This window comes from Pandoraea commovens (assembly GCF_024704525.1).
Taxonomy (GTDB): Bacteria; Pseudomonadota; Gammaproteobacteria; order Burkholderiales; family Burkholderiaceae; genus Pandoraea; species Pandoraea commovens.
Window position 1 is genome coordinate 3423781 of the sequence record NZ_CP102780.1, and the last position, 25442, is coordinate 3449222.

Sequence of the window (25442 nt, forward strand, 5' to 3'; positions counted from 1 at the left end):
CGACCTGCCCCCGAAGCGTGCCTGGCGAGCCGCCGGTCTCGATGCGCCTCGTGCGGTGCGCTCGCGCCGTCGAGCCCATCCAACAGGTTTCTTCCCTGCGTCCCTGCTTGCCCGGCACATGCCCTATGTCAAACGACACCCGGCATGTCCGGGCTTTTTTTTGCGATGCGATGGTAGGATGGACGCACGGCTTTCGTCTTTTTGGCCTCGTTTTCGCCATTTGCGCTGCTTTGTGCGCAATGCGAACGGCGCAAAAGCGTCGGCCGTCGCTGGCAAGTCATCTCGAATGCTTCCCCCGCGTTCGGTCCCTCGACCCTACGATAAGGAGTGCAAATAATGAAGATGCGCAAGACACTGTCGCTGTGCCTCGCCGCCGGTCTGGCGGTTTCCTCTTCCCTCGTCCTGGCACAGGGCGGCCCACCGCCTCAGGGTGGTATGGGTGGTATGGGCGGCATGGGTGGTATGGGTGGCCCGCCGCCGGGGCATCAACCGGGTGGTCCTCATGGTGACAAACCCGGAGGCCCTCCGGGCCACGGCCCCAAAAAGGGTCCGCACGGCGGACCGCCCCCGCAAGCCCAACGCGGCCCCGGCGACGATTCCGCGTGGCAGCATCCCGACTGGCGCAAGGGCGACCGCGTGCCGCAGCAATACCGCGATGCGCAATACCGCGTCGACGACTACCGTCAATACCATCTCGATGCGCCCAAACGCGGCCACCACTGGGTTGGCGTGGGTGGCGACTTCCTGTTGGTCAACGGTTCGGGCGTGATTGTCCAGATCGTGGGCGGGCACTGATCGCCGACCGACGCCTTAGCCACTCGTCGGCGTTGTGAATTTCCGCTGACTCGCCAGCCGTACGGCAGGGCCTCGCGCCCTGCCGTATTTCGTTGGTACTTCGTCTTCGCGCGCCGCTTGGCACCGGAAGTCCCGCCCGCTCCCGTCTCCCGCTCCGCCCAATCCCTCCTGCCTTAGCAAGCTTCACGCCCTTTCCGTCTCGTTTTCCTCGATTTGGTGCGCCGCTTTAATGTCCACTGGCTCCGGGCAGTGATTTCGCTGCGTTGCAGCATTAAAATCACGCGCTCCTGCCCTCCCAATTCATCGATATACGATATATCATGCACAAAATATCAAGACGACGCCCCAGAAAGGTGCGTCCGATGGAGCGGGACGACATGGCAATGACACGACGTGATGTGAAGGATTGGATGGCGGGTTTTCTGCCCGCCGTGGTGGCCGTTCACTGGCGCGAGCGTCTACGCGCAGGCATCGGCGCCCTATGCGGTATCGCTGTGACCGGTGGCCTGATGCTTTGGCTGCTCGGCCCTGTCTCTTACATCCCCTGGCTGGTCGCCCCGATGGGCGCGTCGGCCGTTCTGCTCTTCGGCGTGCCCGCCAGTCCTCTCGCGCAACCCTGGTCGATTCTCGGTGGCAATCTCGTCGCGGCCGTCGTCGGCGTGACGTGCACCATGTTTATTCCGACGCCGGTCGTTGCCGCCGCGACGGCGGTCGGTGTGTCCATCGCACTCATGTTCACGTTCCGCTGCGTGCACCCGCCGTCAGGCGCGGTGGCCCTCACCGCCGTGCTCGGCGGCCCGGCGGTTCATGCGCTCGGCTACGGCTTCGTGCTCGAACCGATTGCGCTTCAGTCGGTCATGCTGCTTGGCTCGGCCATCGGCTATCACGCGATCACCGGCCACCGCTACCCGCACGCGATGAAGGCGCAAGCACCGGCGCGTCCGGTCAATGCGCAAGCGATTCCCGTGACGACGGCCGATGCTGAAAAGGCTCTCGCCCGTCGTAGCGAACTGCTCGACATCTCCGCCGACGATCTGGCCAGCCTGCTGCGCGACACGCAACGCGAAGCCTTCGCCCGTCGCGCGCGCGAGCTGACGGCAGCCGACGTGATGGCCCCGCCGCTTGCCAAGGTACAGGCGCATGAGGAAGCACCTGCGGCGTGGCGTCTGTTGCAACGTCATGGACTGGATGCCGTGCCGGTGGTCGATTCGGAGGCACGCGTCATCGGACTGTTGACGCGGCACGATCTGCACACGCGACGTGCGCGCCGCCAGAACTGGCCGCGCTTCGGCGTGTCGCTGGGCAATGGCCAACGCCCGGCCGTGCGCGATCTGATGCAGGGCGACCTCAAGTCGGCCACCGCCGGCATGCCGCTCTCCGAACTAGTCGCGCTCCTCTCGACGCAACGCCACGGCACACTGCCCGTGCTCGACGATGCCGCCCGGCTCGTGGGCGTCGTCACGCACGCCGACGTGCTGCGCAAGGTCGTGAACGCCTGAAGCGTTCGTCGCGCATTTGCCTGCGGTGCCGGTCCGGCGTCGCAGGCCGCCAACACTCCCCTACTACGATTGTCAGCCCTGAGCCGATCTGCAAGAATGGCGGCGTTGTAACGCACTGACGCCGCACAAACTTCGATCAACGAAGTGACAATCGCTCAGGGGGCGACATGGAACCGATAACGTTCAAGCAGTGTTTCGTAGGCGCATGGATCGACGGTTTTAACGCGTTACGCAATCGGCCACTGTTAAGTCTGATAGTGGCACTCGTTGTGCTTGTGTCGTCTGCACTTGGCATCTCGCTGAAGCAACTCGCCAGCGCCGCCGCGCAAGGGGGCGACGCGACTTACCGCCTCAACATCGCCCTTCTGTCGCTTGGCGTCGGACTCGTCAATCTGATCGCGCTCGCGGTACTTGCCGTTCACATCCTGCGCTACGTCATCCTCGGTCCGGACGCCGCCCGGCAATCGCCCTGGTTCGGTCGCGACGTGTGGCGTTATATCTGGCTATCGCTGCAACTCGTGATCGCCATGATGATCGCGGCTTTCATTCCCGCGTTTATCATCGGCTTCGCTTCGCGGATGAGCGGAAGCAGCCATTCCTACCCCCTGCTCGCCACGTTCATCGCATTAATGGCTTGCGCGGCGGTTTTCGTCATCACACGTATTTCGCTCATTTATGCGCAGGTCGCGGTCGGACGCAGCAAGCGCTGGGGTGCCGCGTGGCAGGATTCACGTGGACATTTCTGGTCGATGTTCGGGACCGTATTCGTGACGTTCCTGCCGCTCTTCGGCACCGGCATCGTGATCACACTGCTGCTGGCGCTGGTCCTGAGATTCATGCCGGAAGTCACCGTTGCGGTACTCGGCTCCTTGATCCTGAAAACGGTGTTCTCGATTGCGTGGCTCGCCGTCGCATGCGGCGTCGGCGGATGGCTTTATCACCGCTATGCCAACCAGTTGCTGCTGATGGACGGTGCGCCGGACGATTTGTAAATCACGACGCATAACGAAACGGGGCGCAAAGTTTGCGCCCCGATTTTCATTTCAATGACGTCCTCAGTCGTGCCGACGCCGCCGCCAATCAGGCCGCATTCGCCGCTTTCTCAGCCGTGTCGCCCGCATCGAGCGCACCGTAGCGCGCATATTCGCCAAGCCCGTCCGGCCATTGCGTGAGCACCTGAAAGCCCGTCTCCGTGACAGCGACCATATGCTCCCACTGCGCCGAGAGCGAACGGTCGCGCGTGACGACGGTCCAGCCGTCTGCGAGCTGCTTCGTGTCCGGCTTGCCGACGTTGACCATCGGCTCGATGGTGAAGATCATGCCCGGGCGCAACGTCAGACCCGTGCCCGGACGTCCGTAATGCAGCACCTGCGGATCGTCGTGGTACGTCGTGCCGATGCCGTGTCCGCAGTAGTCGCGCACGATGCTGAAGCCTTCGCGATGCGCGACCGACTGAATGGCGTAACCGACATCGCCCAGCGTTGCACCGGGGCGCACCGCGCGAATGCCTGCGACCATCGCTTCGTAAGTCGTGTCGACCAGACGCTTGGCCATGATGCTCGGCGTGCCCGCGTAATACATACGGCTTGTGTCGCCGAACCAGCCGTCCTTGATGAGGGCAACGTCGATGTTCACGATATCGCCATCGTGCAACTTCTTGTCGCCCGGAATCCCGTGGCACACCACGTGATTGACCGATGCGCACACCGTCTTCGGATACCCGTGATAGCCGATGTTGGCCGGTATCGCCTTCAGCTCGTTCACGATGAAGTCGTGACACAGACGGTCGAGTTCGTCGGTCGTGACACCGGGCTTCACATGCTCGCCGATCATCGCGAGCACTTGTGCGGCCATCTCCCCGGCGCGACGCGACAGGGCAATTTCTTCGTTCGAGCGGATGACAACGCGTTCGCGCACCATTAGGCCACCTTATTCATGACGGTGACGGGTGCACCGGTTGCTGGAGAAGCGGCAGCGCCGGTCTCACTGACCGGCGCGCCATCGGATTCGATGAGTCGACGGCAGATCTCGCCGTAACTCAACGTGGGATTCAGTTCGGCGAGCATGCCGACGCGCAGCCAGTGTTCGGCTTGCGCGTTGATCGAGCGACTGAGCGCGCCGCTGGTATTGCGCAGCGCCTCATGCATCTGCTCCGATATCTTGACGATACCCATAGGGCGGATTCCTATATACGAAATAGCTACGAAACGTATATTACCAGCCCGCCGCCGAATTGTCTCGCCTATGCCACTAAATCCGTCGCCGGCTCACCATGTCAGGCGAACCCCTGCGTTCCCCTCCACCGTGCGACGGTGGGTGGTCGCCGGCAAGGGCGGCGAACGTTTCGGCGCAGCGCGACAAATTGACGCAACACGTGGCGTCCGCCATGAATTTTCACCTACTGGAGAAATGATTCGTATTACTGCGTGATAGCATCGCCGCTCGTCGTCACGAACGCGGCTTGTCGCCGCGCGCCCTGAACATGCCGGTATGGTCACGCAGCAAACGCATCGCATGGGTCGGCCTCGCCGCCATGTGGATGCTGCTTTGCGCGCCGCTGATCAGCCAGCATCTGCGCGCGCACCCGTCGTCCATCGACGACGCGCTGTTCAGCGCGTTCTGTACCAGTCTCGACGAAGCAGCAGCGCAAGGGCGGCACGCACCGGTCACGCACGCAACGAGCGTCGCCTGCGGCTATTGCTCGCTGCTCGCGCACACGCCGCCCCTTCCGCCCGCCCCGCTGACGCTGGCAGACATTCGTGTCGGCGGACCACGCCTCACCCTGTCGCCAGCGCTGCCTCATAGCGGCACGCCGCTGCGTCTCACCCCACCGTCGCGCGCCCCGCCGCACGCGTGACACCCCCAAGTCGTTCGTTTCGCCGATGTCCCGCTCGTCTCGTCGCCCTGTAGTCATGGCGATGCGGATGCGCGGGCGAGTGCGTTCGATCGTCTCATTGCATCGACTCCGATTTTCACGGCTGACGCCCGTCGCACACCGACCGGCGGCGGCCTGCACACGTCAGCCGATCGCCGCTCAGCGGCCCCAGCGACGTACGGCCCGCGTGTGCCCGACAACGATAACCAGACAGCGTCATGAAAACGTCAATTCCAGTGTGCACCGCCATCGCGGTGGCCATTGGCTCGCTGTGCGCCCTCGCGCACGCTGCCGACAACAGTAACAACGCAAACGCCAACGGCGCGCAAAACGTCGAACTCCCCGCCACTCAGGTACAAGCGGACATCGTGAAACCCCTCGACGAACCGGTGCAGACCGGCAGCCGCCTCGGCCTCTCTATCAAGGAGACACCGGCGAGCGTCGAGGTCATTGACCGGCAGCAACTGGTGGAGCGCGGCGACGCGAACATCGTCGACGCCGTCAGTCGCGCGACGGGCATCAACGCATCCCCCCATCCGGGCAATGGCGGCGCGGAACTCGGCGCGCGCGGCTTCGTAGGCAGCGCGTCCGTCACACAGCTGTACGACGGCGTGCGTCCGTACGGTGCGATCGGCGTCACGTTCCCGTTCGACACGTGGTCCGTTGAGCGGATCGAGGTCCTGCGCGGCCCGGCCTCGGTCATTTACGGCGAAGGTGCCATCGGCGGTGTGGTCAATATCGTCCCGAAGAAGCCCGAGCAGATGCCCATCGAGAACGAAATTCAGCTGGGCATCGGCACCGAGAAAACCGGCCGCGCAGCATTCGGTAGCGGCGGTGCGATCACCGACAAGCTCTCCTATCGCTTCGATGCGAGCGCGAACAGTTCGAACAACTGGGTCGACCGAGGCAACTCGCACAATGCGTCGTTCTCCGCCGCCATCAAGTACGACTTCACGCCGCGCTTTTCCGTGACGGCCACGCTCGCCGAGGGCAATCAGCATCCGATGCAGTACTTCGGCGTGCCGCTCGTGAACGGGCGTCTCGACCCGGCGACCTATCAGAAGAACTACAACGTGAGTGATTCGCTCATCACGTTTCGTGACAGCTGGGCGACGCTGGGGGCCACGTGGCGTCCCATCGACAATCTCACGATCACCAGCACGCTGTATCGCATGAAGAGCAAGCGCCACTGGAAGGACGCCGAGTATTACAACTATGTGCCCTCAAGCGGCCTGGTGCAACGCAGCAGCTACACCGAGATCCTTCACGATCAGGAACAGATCGGCAACGTCACGACCGCGACGCTCAAGGGCCAGCTGTTCGGGATGGAAAACGCCGTGTCGGCGGGCTTCGAGTTCAATCACACGACGTTCCAACACACGAACAATTCGCCCTACTCCGGCACGTCGCTCGTCGATCTGTACAACCCCGATCCCGGCAACTTCGTGAACGTGGCGGGCACCTTTCCCAAGTACCGGTCGCAGGCGAACCAATACGCGTTCTTTGCCGAGAACCGTCTGAAGGTCACGTCGCGCTGGTCGGTCATTGGCGGCGTGCGCTACGACCATGCCAGCATCAATCGTGACGACCTGATCGCAGGCACCGCCTTCTCCAAGGACCTCAGCTACACCGGCTGGCGCGTGGGCACGGTCTTTGACGTGACCGCCAACACCAGCGTCTACGGCCAGTACTCGGTCGCCGCCGACCCCATCACCTCACTGCTCTCGCTCACGCCGGCCAAGGCTAAGTTCGATCTTGCGACAGGCAAACAGATCGAGTTCGGCGTGAAGCAGGATTGGCTCGACGGTCGCGTCGACGGCACGCTGTCGGTCTATCGCATCGTCAAGAACAATCTGCTCACCGCCGATCCGCTCAATCCGTCGGTCAGTCTTCAGGTCGGCCAACAGTCGTCGCGGGGCATGGAACTGACCGTGGGGGCGCAGTTGACGCGCGACGTGCGCATCGACGCCAACGGCACGTGGCTGCGGGCGAAGTACGACCAGTTCGAGGAAAGCGTGGGCGGTGTGTCCGTCTCGCGGGCGGGCAACATTCCGGTGAACGTGCCTCAGCAGATGGCGAATCTGTGGCTGAGCTGGCGCTTCGCACAGGCGTGGACGGCCAGCGGTGGACTGAAGTACGTTGGCAAGCGCTACGCCGATACCGCGAATACGCTGAAGCTGCCGTCCTATACGACAGTCGATCTGGCGCTCGCGTGGAAGCCGCGCCGCGATCTCACGCTAACCGGACGCGTCTACAACGTCTTCAACCGGCACTATGTGCAAACGGCCTACTACAACAACACGCAGTGGCTGCTGGGCAACGACCGTCGCGCGGAGCTGGTGATGAGCTACCGGTTCTGAAGTATTAGCCGCATTCGCCGTATTGACCATCGCGATTGTTCCGTCTGCGTAACTTCGAGTTACCGAACCGCCTATATTCCGTGATGATTCGTGTCGCTATGATTGACCCCATTCAAGATGCGGGGAGATAACATGAACAACGTCGGCAATAGCGGCGAATTCGTGCGGATTTCGGAGGTCGTGAGCGGTCACGACATGACCATTCGCGATGGCTTTCGTGCGAAGCATTTCGGCGAGCAGACATTTGGCGGTCTGATGGACCCGGTCGTCATGCTGGATCATTTCCACATGACGGCCCCGACCTTTGCGCCGCATCCGCATGCGGGGATTTCGGCGGTGACGTATATGTTCGAAGACGCCGTCGGCGCGCACGTCAACTACGACTCGCTCGGCAACTACGGCCCTATCGTGCCGAGCGCTTTGCATTGGTTCGCCGCCGGACGCGGCGCGGTGCACACAGAGCAACCCGAAGGCGAGGGCCATGACGTGCATGCGCTGCAAATCTTCGTCAACTTGCCCGCTTCGCAGAAGTACGACGCGCCCTATGCGTTCGACGTCGAACCTACGGAAATCCCCGAGGTGGTGTCGCCCGGTGTGCGTGTGCGGGTGGTTTTGGGCGCAAGCAATGGGGTGACGGCGAAGAAGAACGACGACCTTCCCCAACCGTTCACCTTGCTCGACGGGTTCCTGACGGATCGCGCCGCGTTCCACCACGATTTGCGGCGCGGCTGGAATGCCACCGTCTGTGTGGTCTCGGGACATTTGCAGGTCGATGCCGATGGCACGACTCGGCAACTGGGCGCTGGCGAAGCGGTCGCCGTCGGCCTGAGCAAGGGCGCAACGATCGACGTCCTCGCCATCGGTTTGCTTGCCGGGCCGGACTGCCACTTTGTGGTGTTGTCCGGACCGGCGCTCGGCGAGCCGTTGGCGAAACACGGCCCCTTCGTCATGAACACCGTCGAACAGCTCAACGACCGGATGTCGGCCTATCAGCGCGGCGAATTCGGTTCGTTAGACGAAGAGGCCTTTCCTCAGCTCAAGGCTTACCGGACGCGGGCGTAAGCACTGTAGCGGGTTAGCGGCTCAACACGTTACAGCGTCGGCTCGCACACGCGCTCGGCGGCGGCTGCCGTCGGCTCGCTCATCCGCTCGACGTCGCGCCCGCCCGCCCCGAACGCCACCACGCTCAGCAGCGCGAGCACCCACGCCCCCAACACGCCGTACACCATCACCCACCCGAAGCCGTGCACCAATGCTGCTTGCACGATCTGCCCCTGCGGATCGGCCGCCGCGAGCGCCGCGTTGTTTTGAGCAAGGTGTTCAAGACTACCGGCGGCGATCTTCTCTGCGAGCGTACGCAGCGACGTCGCGTCGAAGACGCCCGGCAACGCATTTGCCAGCGATGCACTCACGCCCTTGAGCAAGATGAAACCCATCAGCGCGATGTTGATGGCCAGGCTGATTAGCCGCGCGCTCATGTCGATCCCCGACGCCATCCCCGCACGATTGGCTGACACTGCGCCGGTAGCGGTGTTGGTGACAGGCGTATTCGTCATGCCCAGGCCCACGCCGCAGAGCAGACTGCCGGGTAGCATCGTGAGCCAGCTGGCATCGGCCATGCCTGAGCCGATCTTCATCAACAGGAAGCCGAGGCCGATGGTGAACAGACCCAGCGGAATGACGCGGCGGGCGTCGATGCGCAACGACAGGCGTTCGGCGAACGGCGGCACCACGAGCGTCGGCAATGTGTACGCCAGCAGCGACAGCCCTGCGTTCACGCTGCTGTAACCGAGCGCGCCCTGAAAGTAGATCGGCAGATAGATCATGAACGACCAGTAGCTGAAGTTCATCCCCATCGAGCCGAACATCGCGCCGGAGAAGCGACGGATGCGGAACACGGAAAAGTCGAACATCGGGCGCGGGCTTCGCTTCTCGATCCAGAGAAAGGCGATGAAACTGACGAGCGTCGCCGCTGCGATGCCAAGCGCCTGCGGACTGCCCATGCCGAGATCCGGCCCTTGCGTGATGAAGTACACCAGACCGAACGTGGCGAGCGACAGCGTGACGATGCCCGGCACGTCCAGATAATTCGCGTGCGGGTCGCGAGACTCCTGTACACCGACGAATACCAGCCCCAGTGCCACGATCGACAGCACCACGTGCACGAGGAAGACCCATTGCCAGTCGGCCACGGCAACAATCATGCCGCCGATGATCGGGCCGAAACCGAGACCGATGCCGAAAATGATGCCCCACGCGCCGAACGCCTTGCTGCGCTCGCGCCCCTCGCGGAACTGGTGCGAGAGCACCGCCACCTGACAGATCAGCATCGCGCCCCCGCCCATCCCCTGAAGGAAGCGGCTGACGATGAGCACCGGCGCGCTCTGCGCCAGCCCGCAGGCGAGTGATGTCAGCGCGAACACGACGATGCTGATGACGTAGACGCGACGTCGTCCAAACCGGTCGGCAAGCGAGCCTGTCGCCATCAACACCGTGGTGCAGGCGAGCGTGTAGGCGTTCATGATCCATTGGATTTCCCGGAAATCCGCAGGCAGTACACGCTCCAGCGTCGACAGGATGGTCGGCACGCTGGAGATTTCAAGGCCGAACATCAGCGATGTCAGGCAGACGGCGGCAAGCGCCAGTGCGTTTTGAGACGCGCGTGAGGGTGTCATGGGATTCGCGAACGAGAATGAAGTCAGAGGTAATATATCGGGAACCAGATTCCCGATTACTGATATTTCTTCCCGCAATACGCGACCGTAGAGACCCAATATGACGAATAAACTCGACGGCGTGGCCGTCTTCGTTCAGGTCATCGAAGCCGGTAGTTTTACGCTCGCGGCAGAGCGTATGCATCTGACGCGCTCGGCCATCGGCAAGGTGATTTCTCGTCTGGAAGCGCGGCTCGGGGTGCGCCTGCTGCATCGCACGACGCGCAGTCATACGCTCACGGAAGCGGGACGTGTGTATTACGAGCGTTGCGTGAGGGCGCTGGCTGAACTCGACGCAGGTGCGGCGGAGGTCGAGAGCGGGCTGAACGAGCCGCGCGGACGACTGCGTGTGAGCGTGCCGATTGCGTTCGGTCATCAATGCGTCGCGCCGGTGTTGTTCGGGCTGGCGCGTCAATATCCCAAGCTGCAAATCGACATTTCGTTTTCCGACCGGAGCGTCGATCTCATCGAGGAGAACATCGATTTAGCGGTGCGCATCGGTGAGTTGCGCGATAACGCGACGCTCGACGCCCGACGCATTGGCACGCAGTACATGAGCATCGGCGCGTCGCCTGCGTATCTGGCGGAGCACGGCATGCCCGTCGAGCCGGACGATTTCGCCGCCCACACAGGCATCTCGTATTCGCGCAGCGGATCGATGGCGCGGTGGCACATGCTCGATGACGACGGTATCGAGCACGCGTTGCAGATTACGCGTCAGCTCAGTCTCGACGATGTTCAGGCGATTGCCGATGCGGGGATTGCCGGGCTTGGGCTGGTGTATTTGCCGTGCTGGTTTCTGGAGAAGCATGCCTCTGCAGGACGGCTGGTGGTCGTGCGTAGCCGTTGCGGGGTGCGTCCGCAGGCGATTCACGTGGTGTGGCCGAAGTCGCCCTATCTGCCGTCGAAGACGCGCTGCGCAATCGACGCGCTTTCGACGGAGATCCCGATGCTCAGGATTGGGTGAGGTGCGGTCATTCGATGGATAGCGTGCCGCGCATCATCTCGGCGTGGGACGGGAACGAACAGAAGTAGGTATAGGCGGTACCGTGCGAGAGCTTCGATGCGTCGAACGTTACCGACGTCCGTTCGCCGCCACCGATCATCGCGGTCTTCGCGATCACGCGTTCGTCGCCCGGTTTAACCCAATCGTTGTCGGGACCTGCCGCGAGACCATCGGCAATGGCCGCATGGAGGTCGCTCTCGCGGACCAACACCCAGTTGTGTCCGGCGGCCGCCTTGGGTTTCTTGCCCGTATGGATCAATTGGACGGTGAGTGTCTTGCAGGCCGACGGCACGCTGATGTGCGTGGGCGAAAACTTCTTGCCGGGACGGCCCTGCACGTCGATCTGACACGCATCACCTACGACTGTTGCTACCGCACGGACGTCGTCGCCCGTGCGCACCATGCTCATGGAGCCCGCATGCTCGACGCCTTGCGCCAGGCCGGGGATCGGAGCGCCAAGGCAGGCCACGAAGATCAGATTGAGCGCGCGCGTACGCGCCCCAAACAACGAGAAATTTTCCGACAACACGTTCGCTCCAAGCGTTTCGAAATCACCTGACGACACCGATACCGATGGCATCACCCGACTTTCGACGATAGCCCGCGATTGCGTTGGGCGTTTGTTGGTCGTTCTCTGTTTTGTATTGGTTTGTATTGCTAATCGGTTTTGGTGTTGTTTTGATCTTTCGCTTCTCTTTCCGAACTCAACCCCGCGGGGGACCAGGGCCCTATTCCGCCCCTCAGACATAAACCCAACTCGGTTCAGAACAGGGCCCTGATCCCCCGCTCATCGCACTTTTCACGTTGGCGTTCTCACGCCCTATCGCCCTATTGCTTCGGTTTATCGCGGTTGCACTTTCGTCAAGCGATAGCCACTGACAGCGCAAACTGGCGAACGGTTTGCGGGATGCCGGAATGGCCGCCGACAATACCGTTTGTGCCGCTCTCGATGGACGCCGCGACACTGCCTGCCTTTCTGGATCGCGGACGACAGACAAGCCGAATATCAGGAACGAGTTCGCCAGGAATCTGGATCTCGTTCGCAAGCACGATCCGCATGCCAGCCAGTACACCAGCGGCATCGGCCTCTTCTGCTCGTGCACCTACCATCAGTGCTTCGATGGCGGCAATTTCCGCACGCGCCGAGGCGAACGGAGCCGTACCGGATCGGCCGATGTAGTCGCAGAAACTATCGCGCAGCGAAGTTACCGACGCGGCATACCGGCGCGTGTTGAGTATCCGGGCCATGACGCCATTTCGGGCGAAGACGTCGAGCACCGCCTCGCCCACAAAGGGGCGATGGTCGGTGAGCAGTTGTTCGAGCGTCCTGCGACGGAGATCGGGAATGGCGCGTTCTGCGACGCGTGCGACCGAGGTGCGATACCGCGCGCGCAGTGCGACGTCGCGTCTGGCGAGGCCCTCAAGTTCTTTGCGGGACTTGCCCATTGCAGCGGCAAGGCGCTCGATGGCCTCGCGCATATCTTGGCTTCCGGGGTGCTCCATTGCTGCTCCGACCACTCAGGGCACACAGGCGACATGCCAATGACGATCCTGATCATCTGTCGTCCGCGATCCTACCTGTCAATCTCGGATAAACCGTGGAGACATTGCGCAGAATCGGTTGAACTCGTATAGTGACGGCCGTGAGGACGACCTCACCTGTGACGAGACATTCCGGGACGGCCCGGCTCTTTTTTGGAGAGCCGTATGGCTTGGATCTATCTCACGCTCGCAGGTGTTCTGGAAGTCCTTTGGGCTTACACGATGAAGCAGTCTGCTGGCTTCACGAAGCTCATCCCCTCTGTAGTCACGCTCGTGACGATGGCCGCTAGCTTTGGTTTGCTATCGGTTTCCATGAAATCCCTTCCGCTGGGCACGGCTTACACGATCTGGACTGGCATTGGTGCCGTTGGCGCATTTGTCGTCGGCATTTTCGCGCTTGGCGAAATCGTCAGCACTGCCCGCATCGCCGCCGCAACGTTGATCGTCAGCGGCCTGATCCTCATGAAACTCTCGTCGTAACCGACAACCTCGTTTTAGGTCATTCGAACCGGCGAGGCGCTTGTGCGTCTCGTGTCGGTGTTGCTTATGACGTGGTTTGGGATTCGCTTCGATGCACCGGTGGGCTTGTGCGAAGGTATGCGTTCGCACATTTGCGTTGCCACCGACGCGCGCTTCTTCTGATTGGATCGATTGATGGACGTCTCAGAATACTACCCGGCACTTCTCTTTCTCATCGTGGCATTGCTGATGGGGGTGGGCTTACTCTTCGTAGCCAAACCCATCCGGCCAAGCAGGCCGGACGACGCAAAGAACTCCCCTTACGAATGCGGATTCAACGCCTTCGGCGACGCGCGCAAGAAGTTCGATGTCCGCTTTTATCGCGTCGCAATCTTCTTCATCATCTTCGACATCGAACTGGCCTTCACCATCCCCTGGGCGGTCTCACTGCGCGAAGCAGGCATGGTGAGTCTGATGGCGATGATTGCGTTTCTCGGTGTGTTGGTCCTTGGCTTCGCTTATGAGTGGAAGAAGAAGGCGTTCGAGTGGGAGTGATTGCCACTCACGGACGCCCATGGATAACGCAAAAAATGCCCCGACGGCGAGATCGTCGGGGCCAAAACTACAACATGGACGGGAAGGAGCGACCATGCAAAAGCGAGTGTAGTGAGGGATGTCGCTCCCGATTCACATCCGTAATTTGAGGACGCGGCGTTGGCAACGACGTCATGAAATCGAATCGCGTTGATAGCACCACCACGCGCGGGTTTGACGGGTTTGGACGATCAAGAACGTGTGTCACCTCGTCAAAGAAATCTAAGAAGAAGACCAACGGTGAGCGACAAATCGCGTACGCCGCCTGGACATAAAAAAGCCCCGGCATTCGTCAATGCCGGGGCAAGCACTTCCTCTCACGACACACACGACAGGGGACTGCCATGCATGAACTGAGTCTAGGGTGCGAACGATCGGATGGGTTGCGTAGCGAGAAAGCGACTGGCGCGAACGTCTGGCCTGAGCGTTGCCGGTCCGCCTAAAACAACCGCCAATAGTGACCTGCGCCACCGCGACGAGGATGCACTTCGTCGAGTGCAGACAATGGAAACTAGGACAAAGACTACGAACCATCTGCACGCATACGCGCAGACTACGTAGTTAGCATGCCCCGAATCGACGCGTACGTATGGAGGTCATCCTGGGAGCATATGGGGCTGGGAAGTGCCTCTTGCTCTCAATCCGTCGCCAGCGCCGCCGTCTGCGGGGGCACTGGCGGGCATGAAGCCTATTGCGTTAACAATTCCCTTTTTTCGCTTGTCCGGGCGGGCAGAAACCATTGCCCGGGCCACCACGACCACCATGCGGTCCGTCGTCGGGAACGTACACGGCACAGCTTGCAAGCAAGACGGTGGTCGCGAGAAGCAGGAAAGTGAGTTTGCGCATTTGTGAAGTCCTCCGCGTAATGATTGAATTGAATGACCTCTTCGCGTCATCTGAAGCGCATTTTACCGCTCCGTCCGAATGCGATCTCTAGGGAGTTCCAGTGAAGAACTTCTGTCGTCAAGACCGTGACGGTTGATGCGATGACGCATCAAGTCGTGCCAAATGCGTCAACGCGAGACATGCTCGGCGCGAGGCGTTCGCACTGCAACTTCTCACCCCATTCGTGGGCGAATCGTCGGGTAAGAAATCGAGGGGGTCGGCTGCAATTTTGGAGGTGACGAGGTGAGATTTTGGACGTCCCTCGAACAATCGGAATTCACGCAAAGAACCTCGCCAAGCCTTACAGGCAGGTCGTTTGCAAGATATTGCGGGAAGAAGTGAGACCTACGAAACCGATGCCAAAACGGGGAGTTGGTGCGAGGAAGGGGACTCGAACCCCTACACCCTTTCGGGCGTCAGGACCTAAACCTGGTGCGTCTACCAATTTCGCCATCCTCGCAGCCCGTGGGCGTCGTTACCTTTTAGGTGCGACATCCCGGCATCGGGTCGACGACATGCATGCGTCCTGTCGGACATGAAAAAGGGCGACTTGTCGCCGCCCCGCTGCATGCGTCAAAGCAGGCGCGTATTCTACACGAACCGATTTCGACCGGCAATCTCCGCTCGCCCCCGCACCGTCCCACGCGTCCGGTCGGCTCGCAATGCTAGAATTCGCACCAATTCATGGCTTCTGCCCGCGTGCGCGCTTACGCACCTAAACGCCCGCGCACCGATTTCCGGGCACCTGACCAAACCGATACCCCATTCGCATGCAACCCCACGAGACCGCCGACGACGCCTCCGGCTCCCCCGCCAACATCACCCAGGCCAACGCGTACTGCCGCCAAAAAGCAGGCCCGCCCGGATCCGCGCTCTATTACGCCCTGCTCCAACTGCCACCATCCAAGCGCGACGCCGCTTATGCCGTCCACGCCTTTTGTCAGGAAATCGCCGATATTCACTCGGCCGTCCATGACCCCGGCGTCGCACACGCCAAGCTCGACTGGTGGCGTCAGGAGCTGGCCCGCCTCTTTGCTGGCAACCCCGCCCATCCGGTCACTCGAGCACTCCTTGCCGTCGTGCAAAGCAGCAAGCTCTCGCGCGACACTTTCGAAGCCGTCCTGCACGGTGCCGAGATGGATCTCTCGCAGATGCGCTACCTCGACTTCGCCGGTCTCACGCACTATTGCGATGCCGCCGGCGGCGCCCCCGCAGAACTCACGTCCCAAGTCTACGGTTTCGACGACCCGCAAACGCCCGCCCTCGCGCGCGCCCTCGGCCATGCCATCACGCTCGGACGACGTGTCACCGACGCCGGTGTCGACGCGCGCTCCGGTTACGTCTATTTCCCCATCGACGAACTTCAGCGCTTCGGCGTCACTGCCGCCGACATTCAGAACGGCAAGTACTCGCCCGCCTTCGTCGAGCTAATGAAGTTCCAGCACGCACGCGCACGTCAGGCCATCACCGACGCCGCCGTCGCGATCCCTAAGCAGGATCGTCGCAAGCAACGTCCGCTGCTTGCCCTCGCCGCGCTGCAGTTGGCATTGATGGACGAAGTCGCCGCGAGCGACTATCAAGTGCTCCATCAGCGTATCGACCTCACGCCGCTGCGCAAATTTTGGCGGGCCTGGCGAGCTCGCTGAAGACACGAGGGTTTACGCATCCCCACACCGCTATGCTCTCGGCACTCCACCTCAGCACAGGCAACGGCTTGAACACAACGCACCACACCGACCGCGAACTCAAGCCCGTAAACCACGCTGCCGCAGCGTCTTCACCACCTCTCAAACCCGCATCACATCCAACGGCTTGAACGCGCCGCCCAGCACGGGCTGTGGGTTCAGGCCCCACCAACGCTGCAGCACCGTCGCGTAGACGTCGCGGAAATCGACGGCAAACGGCAAGTTGCCGTTGCCATCCAGCCGATCCAGTCTCGGCGCTTCGCCATACAGGCCGCCACGCACTCGCCCACCCGCGATGAAGTGCGGCGCGACCGTGCCGTGATCCGTCCCCCCACTCTGATTCTCTCGCGGACGCCGTCCGAACTCGGCATACGTCACGATCATCGTCGACTGCCATCGGTTCAGCTCGGTCAGCCCCGCCCGCAACGCCATCATCCCCTGCGACAATTGACGCAACAGGTTCGCCTGCTGCCCCATCTGGTTCTGATGCGTATCGAATCCATTGAGCGTGAGACGCAACACCGCCACGCCACGCCCCGGCTGCGGCACACCGGCCGGTGAATCCGCCGCGGCGACCACCTGCAACGCCGTCTTCACCACATTGCCAAAAGCCCCCTGCGGCATCGGCGTACGCAAAACATACTGCCCCTGGCGCGGACGCAAACCGTCCGCGGCCTTCACAATGTCGTTCTCCACCCGCAGCACGTGCGCCAACGCCGGATTGCTCACCTGCGCAACATTCGTAGACGCCAGACTCGCATCGCGTAAAAACTGCGCCGGATTCGTCAGCGTCACCGCCCGCGCACCACCGCTCAACGGCCCCAACTCCGCACTGCCGACGATCACACCATCGGCGTCGAAACCCGACGGCACCGCCTGCTCTGCGAACGCCCGCGATAACCATCCATCACGCAAATACTCATCCGAGCGAGATGCCGTATTCCAGATCTCAATCGACCGGAAGTGCGACAGATTCGGCTGCGGATACCCCACCCCCTGCACGATCGCCAACTCGTTCGCCTGCCACATCGGCAACAAAGCGCGCATCTCCGGATGCAACCCGCTGCGCTCGTCCAACTGCACGACCTGCTCACGCTTGACGCCAATCGTGGGACGCAAGCTCGCATACATGGCGTCCGAATAAGGGATGACCGTGTTCAAGCCGTCGTTGCCGCCCTTAAGCTCGATCAGGATCAGCAAATTGCCATAGTTGCCGCCACCGCCCGGCAATATCCCGGACAGATCGCGCGCAGCGGCCAACACCGGCATCGGCGTCAGCCAAGCCGCCCCGAGACCACCCGCGAACGTCAGAAAATCACGTCGACGCATCTCACACCTCTCATGACCCGCCCTGACTCACCACCTGAGCGCAAGTCGCAAACATACCTGTCACCCAACTCGCCATCGTCCTGCGTCCCAAGCGCCTGAATCGTCACAGTCGCCCGAACTGCCCCGAACGTCCCTGTCGTCACATCCATCCCCATCGCCGCAGTTTTCGCGATCGCCATCGTTTCGATCACTTCAACTGATACGCAGGGTCCATCAATAGCGCTTGCAGAAACGCCGCACTGTTGACGCCAGGCGTTTGCGGCGCCGCCGGCGCAAGCGGCAACACAGCACGCTGCAAGGACTCGCGCTCGCCCACGTCCGGCACATCGACCGGCCCGAGCGTATAGGGTTGCAGCCATCGAGACAGATCGAAGCGCACGCCCGCCACCGTTCGCGGCATCGGCTGCGCGGGACGTAACGCCGCGCGCTGCACGCCGGGACGCGCCGACATGGACGGTACAGTCATCGACGGCCCACCCGCATTGGCGTTCTCCGTCGCGCGGAACATGCGCTCGACGAACTGCTTGCGCGCAAGCAACGTGGTGCTGTCGATCCACGCGTCGCCGCCCGGCCAGCCCTTCACGTTCGGTGGCCGGAACAAGTCCTGCCCCAGCACACGCATCTGCTGCGCGAGCATCTGCGGATCGTCGTAGCCGATGTCGAATTGCCTCACCGCATCCGTCACGAACTCGGATGGCGACTTCACCAGCGCACCGCGCGTACGCGAATCCCAAAACGCTGGCGTGAGCAGCAAGGCGCGCAACGCGACACGTATGTCGTAGCCGCTCTGCCGGAACGTCGCGGCAATCCGGTCAACCTGCACCGGGTCGGGCGTCGGCGACACGAATTCGCGCCAAAGCTTGCCGGTGACGAACACCGCCGTCTCCGGACGCGCCAGCAGCACGTCGAGCATCTGATCGCCGTCGAAGTCGCCCGTCTGGTTCAGCACGGTCTTCACGCCCGTATCGTGGAAATTGGGACGCCAGACGTAGGTCATCGTCGGCCTGTCGATGCTCCACCCGGTGTAGGCACGCGCCGCCTCGCGCACATCCTGCTCGGTGTAATGCCCTTCGCCCAGCGTGAACAGCTCCATCACCTCGCGCGCGAAGTTCTCGTTGGGACGCCCCTTGCGGCTATTCGCGCCATCCAGATAGATGAGCATCGCGGGATCCTTCGACACCTCGTGCAGCATCACGCCGAAGTTGCCCAGCGCGTTCGCGCGCAGCAGCACGTTCTGGCGATAGAGCACGGCCGGCTCACGCACTTTGTCGTCGCTCGAGACGAAGTGGTTATGCCAGAACATCGTCATACGTTCGGTTAGCGGCGACGGCGTGGTCGCCATTTCCTGTGCCCACCACGCCTTGAGCGACGCCGACATGCGATTGCGGCGCTCATTGAGCTCACGACGCTGCGCATCCGTCATGCCCTTGACCGGCACACTGGCCAACGGCGGCTCCGAGACCCACGCCGGGGGCGGCGTCACCGCCGTCCGCCTTGTCTGCGCCAACAACCGGTCTACGGCCTGCGCACGGGTCAGGCCGACGAAAGGAGCCAGCTCGCGGGCGTCCGGCGCGTAGCCGGTGCGCGTGAGCAGGTAGCGCGCGTCGTCGGCCGTCAGTTCGCGGCGGGATGCATCGACGGCGGGCGTCGCCAACTTCGATGTCTTGGTACGCGTCGACTGAGCAGTGTGTTGCGCATCCGCGTGACGCGAACCGGATGCATCGGCGAGCGGCGACGCAAGGCAAACCGCCGCTGCCGCCCCTGAGAGAACCGTCGCACGTACGGAAAGGAATTTCGCCCTAGCCAATAGTGGCAACGAGGACGCGACCGAAAGCGCCGATGCCCCGGCCGTCCCGGGCGACACCATCGAAATAGGTAATCCATCGCAGGACTCGGTATTTCGGACGCAAAAAAAGCCAGCGTCGGCAGAGGCTGGCGGGGGTCGGTTTTGCTTCATGTCACGCTCTCGTCAAAGTGGCGTCACTGGCGTTTTCGGAAGAAGCGTTTCGCGGCGTTTCCCCATCTGGCCCGAACGGATCTCGGACAAGGGGAACGGCGAGCGTCGTGTCAGTGACTATACAGTTCACGCACGGCGTCTTGAATGTGTTGACGCAGCAATCGTCGATCTTCCGGTGACATATGTCCGTTGGGACGTCGCCCGGGAGGCGTATTCGGGAGGTCGTCGTTGCGGCGATCGGCGTTGGGATCGCTCGCCGGGGCATTCTTGGAGGGATTGCGCGGCGAAGGCGCCGGGGCCGCGCGCTGAATCCGCGGCGCACTCGCGCCCTGATGCTGCGTACTGAAATGCGCGACGGGACGGGCATAGGTCACGCCCAGGTGCCCCCAGAGCATGATTCCCCCGAACAGTAGCGTAAACTCAGCAGCCCATCTCATCTTGTGCGTATGTCCTTCATGCCATGCGGCTGTTTTTGCCCTGGCAGGGGTGCAAGTGTACCCACTGCCTATGGTCAGCGCACAAGCCGTAGGGTAAATTGTGTAACCCTTTGTAACCCGCTTTGGCGGCCTCCTCAGTTCGCAACATTTCGGGCTAAGATACGTGGCATGGAAAACAAAAACTCTCCCAAAATTCTGGTTGTCGACGACGATCCGCGCCTGCGCGACCTGCTTCGTCGTTACCTCGGGGAACAGGGTTTCAATGTCTTTGTGGCCGAAAATGCAACGGCCATGAACAAGCTTTGGGTGCGCGAGCGCTTCGATCTGCTCGTGCTGGACCTGATGCTCCCCGGTGAAGACGGTCTCTCTATTTGTCGCCGTCTGCGTGGCGCGAATGACCGCACGCCGATCATCATGTTAACGGCCAAAGGCGAGGATGTCGACCGTATCGTCGGTCTCGAGATGGGCGCCGACGACTATCTCCCCAAGCCCTTCAATCCGCGCGAACTCGTCGCCCGCATTCACGCCGTCCTGCGTCGCCAGGCCCCGCCCGAACTTCCGGGTGCACCCAGCGAAACCATGGAGACGTTCGAGTTCGGTGACTTCGCTCTGAACCTCGCCACACGCACGCTCACCAAGAACGGCCAGGAAATTGCCCTGACGACGGGCGAGTTCTCGGTCCTCAAGGTCTTTGCACGTCATCCGCGTCAACCGCTCTCGCGCGAAAAGCTCATGGAGCTTGCGCGCGGCCGTGAATACGAAGTCTTCGACCGAAGCCTCGACGTGCAGATCTCGCGTCTGCGCAAGCTCATCGAACCGGACCCGGGCAGCCCCCGCTTCATTCAGACGGTATGGGGCCTCGGCTACGTGTTCATCCCGGACGGCGGCGCGTGATCGCGCATCACGTCTCGCGCTACAAAACGACGCCGGTCGTGACCCATTCGCGCACCGGCGTCTTGACTTGCCTCACCTCGCAATTCCTGCAATTCATGTCGCTCGCCGTGGCTCCCATGAGCCTCCGTCATTTCGAATCTTGCGCGCTTCGGACCTTCCGACCCGCCCTCGTCACGCATTAGACGGAGCAACCCCATGCATCCGATTCGGATGGTACGCGGGCTGTTCGGCGGTCTGTTCTGGCGTACCTTTTTCCTCATCGCACTGCTCATCGGCGTCAGCCTCGCCGCGTGGTATCAGAGCTTTCGCGTGATCGAACGCGAGCCGCGAGCACAGCGCGTCGCACAGCAACTCGTCTCCATCGTCAAACTCACGCGCACCGCCCTGCTCTATTCCGAGCCGGACCTGCGCCGCGCACTACTTCAGGATCTGGAAAGTAACGAAGGCATTCGCGTCTACCCGCGCGAACCGGCCGATTCGATCGAGAAGCAACCTGGTGGCGTCGTGCAGGACCTGATCGTGCGCGACGTACAGCGACGCCTTGGCACCGATACCGTCATCGCCGCCTCGGTCAACGAGATTCCCGCCATGTGGATCAGCTTCAAGATCGATGAAGACGACTACTGGGTCGCCATCGAGCAAGACCGAATCGACACGGCGACAGGCCTTCAACTGTTCAGTTGGGGGACGTTCGCACTCGCCCTCTCGCTCATCGGCGCGGCGTTCATCACGGCGCTCGTGAACCGGCCGTTCGCGCGGCTCGCCCATGCGGCACGCGCCATCGGCGAAGGTCAGCGTCCCGATCCATTGCCCGAGCGCGGCATGGGCGAAGCGGCCGAGGCCAACCGAAGTTTCAATCAGATGGTGGAGGAACTCGACCGGCTCGAAGCCGACCGGGCGTTGATGCTCGCCGGCATCTCGCACGATCTGCGCACACCGCTCGCGCGCCTGCGCCTCGAGACGGAAATGAGCCCGTCGGACGAAACGGTCAAACGCGACATGATCAGCGACATCGAGCAAATGGACGAGATCATCGGCCGCTTCCTCGATTACGCCCGCCCGGCTTCGCGCACGGCACAGGCCGTGGATCTGTCCGAAGTCGCGCGCGATACGGCAAGCGCTTTCGACGGACGCGAAGAACTGAACATCACCGTCGAACTCGCCGATACGGCGCTGATACTGGCCGAGCGCACCGACCTCAAGCGTCTGCTCACGAACTTGATCGAAAACGCTCGCAAGTACGGTCGCGATGCGCAAACCGACGTCGCCAACGTCCACATCTCCACACGAGTCCTCGGCGAACGCGTCGAGATGCGCGTGCGCGATACCGGTCCCGGCATCCCCGAGGATCAATTGCACCTCGTGTTCCGTCCCTTCTATCGTGTGGACACCGCCCGCACGAAGGCCGACGGCACGGGGCTGGGCATGGCCATCGTCCAGCGCGTCGCGACGCGCTACAAAGGTCATGCCTCGCTGCGTAACGTACACCCCGGCTCCGGACTTGAAATCACGGTGTCATTTCCGCTTGCTAAATAAGTGTTTGATGTGATCGGACGAAAATTTGGCTATGCTCAAGGCTTGGCCTCGCCCGAAGCCGCAAAATCCTATCGAAGGGATTTGTTTTAACTATCCCCCACATAAAAATAAGCTATTGCTATCATAAGTTTGATAGCGTATACTGCTTTGGTTGACCGGGATCGCGTGAACTCGGTCAGTTGCCAGTTTTGATGTCCTTGCGATATCACGACATAAACCGCACTAATTTAGGAGTAATCGATGAAGACTGTCGGCGATAAACTCGAAGCGTTCTCGGTCGAAGCGGCCAAGCCTGGTTTCAACAACCACGAAGAAAACGGCGTGTCGGCTTTCGAAACGATCACCGAAGCCTCGTTCCCGGGCAAGTGGAAGATCATCTACTTCTACCCGAAGGATTTCACCTTCGTGTGCCCGACCGAAATCGTGGAATTCGGCAAGCTGGCCAACGACTTCGCTGATCGTGACGCAGTGCTGCTCGGCGGCTCGGGTGACAACGAATTCGTGAAGCTGGCATGGCGCCGTGAGCACAAGGACCTGAGCAAGCTGAACCACTACTCGTTCGGCGACACGACCGGTGCTCTGATCGACCAACTGGGCGTGCGCGACAAGCAAGCTGGCGTGGCACTGCGTGCAACGTTCATCGTTGACCCGGACAACGTCATCCAGCACGTGTCGGTGAACAACCTGAACGTCGGCCGTAACCCGGAAGAAGTTCTCCGTATTCTGGACGGTCTGCAAACGGACGAACTCTGCCCGTGCAACCGTGCAGTTGGCGGTGAAACGCTCTAAGCGTCTCCCGAAGCCCGCGCAAGCGGGCTTTTTCAGCCCAAAGCAATAGGAGAAATTTATGGAATTCATCACCGCGATTAAGGCGCAGATCCCTGACTACGCCAAGGACATCCGCCTGAACCTCGACGGCACCATCGTCCGCTCCTCGCTGGAAGGCAATGACGCCGTCGGCGTGGCCCTCGCCGCTGCGTTCGCAGCCAAGAGCCAGCCGCTCGTTAAGGCAATTCGCGAAGCTGGCGTGCTGTCCCCGGAAGAGCTTGAAGGCGCGTTGACCGCAGCCGCGCTCATGGGCATGAACAACACCTGGTATCCGTATCTCGAGATGGCCGACAACGCCGAGCTCAAGAACGAAAAGGCCCAACTGCGCATGAACGGCTACGCCACGCGTGGCGGTGTCGACCAGCGTCGCTTCGAGATGTACGCGCTGGCCGCGTCCATCGTCGGCAAGTGCCACTTCTGCGTGAAGTCGCACGCTCACCTGCTCTCCGCCGAGCACGGCATGAGCACCGCGCAACTGCGTGACGTCGGCCGTATCGCTGCCGTCATCAATGCCGCGGCTCAGGTGATCGCTGCCGAAGCTGCATAAGCTTCCTACGCTTCGATGCGGCGAACGACATACGTCGTCGCCCAATAAAAACGGCGCTACCGGACGATTCCGGTAGCGCCGTTTTGCTTGCGTCCGGCTGACGGCAAGGTCAGAGACTTAAGCGTACCGCAGCAACATTAGCGTCCGATCAGCAACGCCGCCGCTTGCGCTTCAATGCCTTCCTGACGTCCGAGGTAGCCCAGCTTTTCGTTTGTCTTCGCCTTGACATTCACCTGCGCGACGCTAACGCCCAGTGCGTCTGCAATCGACTGCGTCATCGCTGCAATATGCGGCGCGAGCTTCGGGGCCTGTGCGATGACCGTGCAGTCGACGTTCAGGATCTCGTAACCCTGCTCACGCACGCGACGCATCGCCTCCTTGAGCAGAACGACGCTGTTCGCGCCCTTGAACGTCGGGTCGGTATCCGGGAAGTGACGACCGATGTCGCCCAGCGCAGCGGCACCGAGCACAGCATCGGTGATCGCATGAAGCAGCACATCGGCGTCCGAGTGGCCGAGCAGGCCGCGCTCGAACGGGATCGTCACGCCGCCCATGATGAGCGGACGGCCCGGCACGAGTGCATGCACGTCGTAGCCCTGACCGATGCGGAGTTTGGACAGTGCGGCCAGCGAAACGGGAGAAACAGGAGAAGCAGCTTGTTCAGTCATGTGGAGTCTTGAAATCGCCAGAGGCGGAAATACGGCACGTCAGTTCACGTCGGCCGGTCGACGCTCAGGCCGGTTTTGCCGTGCCGAGGAACGCCTCGGCCAGCGCGAAATCTTCGGGATACGTCACCTTGAAGTTGCGCAGGCTACCGCGCACGAGCTTCGGCGCGTGGCCCATGCGCTCAATGGCGCTGGCCTCGTCGGTGACTTCGGCCCCGGCGGCGAGCGCGTCTTCCAGCGCGTGACGGAGCATGCCGAGACGGAACATCTGCGGCGTCTGCGCCTGCCAGAGTCCGTCGCGCGACTCGGTGGCCTGAATCGCCGCCAGCTTGCCCTTCTCGACCGGGGGCTGCTCACGTTTGAGCGTATCGGCGACAGGCAGCGCCAGAATACCGCCGACGGGATCGTCGCGCAGGGCACCCACGAGCGTACGGATCAGTTCAGGTGTAATCCCGGGACGCGCTGCATCGTGCACGAGCACCCAGTCGGTATCCTGTGCGCCGAACTCGGTGAGCGCCTGAAGCCCGCCCAGCACCGACGCATGGCGCGACGGGCCACCACAGCGGCGCACGGCGAAACGCAACGTGCCGAAGCGTCGTCCGTCGAAATGATTGTCGTCCGGCGCCAGCACCAGCACGGTCTGCGCGAATTCGGAACAGGCATCGAACGCGGCGAGCGCATAGTGAAGCATGGGACGTCCGCCGACGCTTCGGTATTGCTTGGGCACGTCGGCCCCGGCGCGTACACCGGCCCCGGCACACGGGATCACGGCAAAAAGTCGGTCGCTCACGATAAAACGCAGGTAAGGATAAAGCAGGGATTTTATAATAGACGC

Annotated in this window: 23 protein-coding genes and 1 tRNA gene; 14 read left to right on the forward strand and 10 right to left on the reverse strand. The window is 62.0% G+C overall.

Annotation, left to right across the window (positions count from 1 at the left end; genetic code table 11):
• The first annotated feature begins 336 nt into the window (after positions 1 to 336).
• The 3 genes from NTU39_RS15630 (at position 337) to NTU39_RS15640 (ending at position 3286) form a co-directional block, all read left to right on the forward strand.
• On the forward strand, positions 337 to 795 hold the full coding sequence (locus tag NTU39_RS15630) for an RcnB family protein (RefSeq protein ID WP_246184424.1): 459 nt from the start codon (positions 337 to 339) through the stop codon (positions 793 to 795).
• Between the two features lie 383 nt (positions 796 to 1178).
• A complete protein-coding gene (locus NTU39_RS15635) occupies positions 1179 to 2294 on the forward strand; it encodes an HPP family protein (RefSeq protein WP_174984275.1) in 1116 nt (371 codons plus the stop codon).
• Positions 2295 to 2461: 167 nt separating this feature from the next.
• Complete coding sequence (locus NTU39_RS15640; RefSeq protein WP_150662971.1) at positions 2462 to 3286, forward strand: hypothetical protein; 825 nt, start codon at positions 2462 to 2464, stop codon at positions 3284 to 3286.
• Between the two features lie 88 nt (positions 3287 to 3374).
• Here the strand turns inward: NTU39_RS15640 and map are convergent, their stop codons facing one another.
• Together map and NTU39_RS15650 are read right to left on the reverse strand one after the other, a co-directional pair.
• On the reverse strand, positions 3375 to 4214 hold the full coding sequence (gene map / locus NTU39_RS15645; RefSeq protein WP_150662972.1) for a type I methionyl aminopeptidase: 840 nt from the start codon (positions 4212 to 4214) through the stop codon (positions 3375 to 3377).
• On the reverse strand, positions 4214 to 4468 hold the full coding sequence (locus NTU39_RS15650) for a ParD-like family protein (RefSeq protein WP_150574424.1): 255 nt from the start codon (positions 4466 to 4468) through the stop codon (positions 4214 to 4216). Before NTU39_RS15650 ends, map begins: the two co-directional genes overlap by 1 nt.
• Positions 4469 to 4755: 287 nt before the next feature.
• Between NTU39_RS15650 and NTU39_RS15655 the strand changes: the two genes are divergently transcribed.
• The 3 genes from NTU39_RS15655 (at position 4756) to NTU39_RS15665 (ending at position 8591) form a co-directional block, all read left to right on the forward strand.
• Positions 4756 to 5151 (forward strand): DUF2946 family protein, encoded by a 396-nt coding sequence (locus tag NTU39_RS15655; RefSeq protein ID WP_257958014.1) that lies wholly within the window; start codon positions 4756 to 4758, stop codon positions 5149 to 5151.
• Between the two features lie 236 nt (positions 5152 to 5387).
• Positions 5388 to 7529, forward strand: coding sequence for a TonB-dependent receptor (locus NTU39_RS15660; protein WP_308340553.1), 2142 nt, complete (start codon positions 5388 to 5390; stop codon positions 7527 to 7529).
• A gap of 132 nt (positions 7530 to 7661) precedes the next feature.
• Complete coding sequence (locus NTU39_RS15665) at positions 7662 to 8591, forward strand: pirin family protein (RefSeq protein WP_257958015.1); 930 nt, start codon at positions 7662 to 7664, stop codon at positions 8589 to 8591.
• Positions 8592 to 8620: 29 nt separating this feature from the next.
• Here the strand turns inward: NTU39_RS15665 and NTU39_RS15670 are convergent, their stop codons facing one another.
• A complete protein-coding gene (locus NTU39_RS15670; protein ID WP_257958016.1) occupies positions 8621 to 10204 on the reverse strand; it encodes an MFS transporter in 1584 nt (527 codons plus the stop codon).
• Positions 10205 to 10304: 100 nt separating this feature from the next.
• Here NTU39_RS15670 and NTU39_RS15675 point away from each other — a divergent pair, with 100 nt between their 5' ends.
• Positions 10305 to 11210, forward strand: a complete 906-nt coding sequence (locus NTU39_RS15675; RefSeq protein WP_150662976.1) for a LysR family transcriptional regulator — start codon at positions 10305 to 10307, stop codon at positions 11208 to 11210.
• A gap of 7 nt (positions 11211 to 11217) precedes the next feature.
• Here NTU39_RS15675 and azu read toward each other — a convergent pair whose 3' ends face one another.
• Positions 11218 to 11778, reverse strand: a complete 561-nt coding sequence (azu, locus tag NTU39_RS15680; RefSeq protein WP_257958017.1) for an azurin — start codon at positions 11776 to 11778, stop codon at positions 11218 to 11220.
• Between the two features lie 332 nt (positions 11779 to 12110).
• Positions 12111 to 12752, reverse strand: a complete 642-nt coding sequence (locus tag NTU39_RS15685; protein WP_257958018.1) for a hypothetical protein — start codon at positions 12750 to 12752, stop codon at positions 12111 to 12113.
• 204 nt (positions 12753 to 12956) lie between these two features.
• Here NTU39_RS15685 and NTU39_RS15690 point away from each other — a divergent pair, with 204 nt between their 5' ends.
• Positions 12957 to 13271 carry a DMT family transporter gene (locus tag NTU39_RS15690; protein WP_039397911.1) on the forward strand — a complete coding sequence of 105 codons (315 nt, stop codon included), beginning with the start codon at positions 12957 to 12959 and terminating at the stop codon, positions 13269 to 13271.
• A gap of 174 nt (positions 13272 to 13445) precedes the next feature.
• Complete coding sequence (gene ndhC / locus NTU39_RS15695; protein WP_150662978.1) at positions 13446 to 13805, forward strand: NADH-quinone oxidoreductase subunit A; 360 nt, start codon at positions 13446 to 13448, stop codon at positions 13803 to 13805.
• Between the two features lie 1297 nt (positions 13806 to 15102).
• On the opposite strand, the gene NTU39_RS15700 is transcribed toward ndhC, so the two are convergent.
• A tRNA-Leu gene (locus NTU39_RS15700) sits at positions 15103 to 15189 on the reverse strand.
• Between the two features lie 310 nt (positions 15190 to 15499).
• Between NTU39_RS15700 and hpnD the strand changes: the two genes are divergently transcribed.
• Complete coding sequence (gene hpnD, locus NTU39_RS15705) at positions 15500 to 16375, forward strand: presqualene diphosphate synthase HpnD (RefSeq protein ID WP_150662979.1); 876 nt, start codon at positions 15500 to 15502, stop codon at positions 16373 to 16375.
• Between the two features lie 141 nt (positions 16376 to 16516).
• On the opposite strand, the gene NTU39_RS15710 is transcribed toward hpnD, so the two are convergent.
• Positions 16517 to 17743 (reverse strand): DUF1501 domain-containing protein, encoded by a 1227-nt coding sequence (locus NTU39_RS15710; protein WP_150662980.1) that lies wholly within the window; start codon positions 17741 to 17743, stop codon positions 16517 to 16519.
• A 187-nt stretch (positions 17744 to 17930) separates the two neighbouring features.
• Complete coding sequence (locus NTU39_RS15715) at positions 17931 to 19610, reverse strand: DUF1800 domain-containing protein (RefSeq protein ID WP_373275411.1); 1680 nt, start codon at positions 19608 to 19610, stop codon at positions 17931 to 17933.
• A 695-nt stretch (positions 19611 to 20305) separates the two neighbouring features.
• Here NTU39_RS15715 and ompR point away from each other — a divergent pair.
• The 4 genes from ompR to NTU39_RS15735 all read left to right on the forward strand — a co-directional run bounded on the left by ompR (position 20306) and on the right by NTU39_RS15735 (position 23942).
• Complete coding sequence (gene ompR / locus NTU39_RS15720) at positions 20306 to 21031, forward strand: osmolarity response regulator transcription factor OmpR (RefSeq protein WP_010808867.1); 726 nt, start codon at positions 20306 to 20308, stop codon at positions 21029 to 21031.
• A 195-nt stretch (positions 21032 to 21226) separates the two neighbouring features.
• Positions 21227 to 22567 carry an ATP-binding protein gene (locus NTU39_RS15725; protein ID WP_257958023.1) on the forward strand — a complete coding sequence of 447 codons (1341 nt, stop codon included), beginning with the start codon at positions 21227 to 21229 and terminating at the stop codon, positions 22565 to 22567.
• A gap of 240 nt (positions 22568 to 22807) precedes the next feature.
• A complete protein-coding gene (locus NTU39_RS15730; RefSeq protein ID WP_150662984.1) occupies positions 22808 to 23356 on the forward strand; it encodes a peroxiredoxin in 549 nt (182 codons plus the stop codon).
• Between the two features lie 58 nt (positions 23357 to 23414).
• Complete coding sequence (locus NTU39_RS15735) at positions 23415 to 23942, forward strand: carboxymuconolactone decarboxylase family protein (protein WP_150662985.1); 528 nt, start codon at positions 23415 to 23417, stop codon at positions 23940 to 23942.
• Positions 23943 to 24079: 137 nt separating this feature from the next.
• On the opposite strand, the gene ispF is transcribed toward NTU39_RS15735, so the two are convergent.
• Both ispF and ispD read right to left on the reverse strand, forming a co-directional pair.
• Positions 24080 to 24610 (reverse strand): 2-C-methyl-D-erythritol 2,4-cyclodiphosphate synthase, encoded by a 531-nt coding sequence (gene ispF, locus NTU39_RS15740; RefSeq protein WP_257958024.1) that lies wholly within the window; start codon positions 24608 to 24610, stop codon positions 24080 to 24082.
• Positions 24611 to 24674: 64 nt separating this feature from the next.
• On the reverse strand, positions 24675 to 25397 hold the full coding sequence (ispD, locus tag NTU39_RS15745) for a 2-C-methyl-D-erythritol 4-phosphate cytidylyltransferase (RefSeq protein ID WP_039397887.1): 723 nt from the start codon (positions 25395 to 25397) through the stop codon (positions 24675 to 24677).
• Between the last annotated feature and the right edge of the window lie 45 nt (positions 25398 to 25442).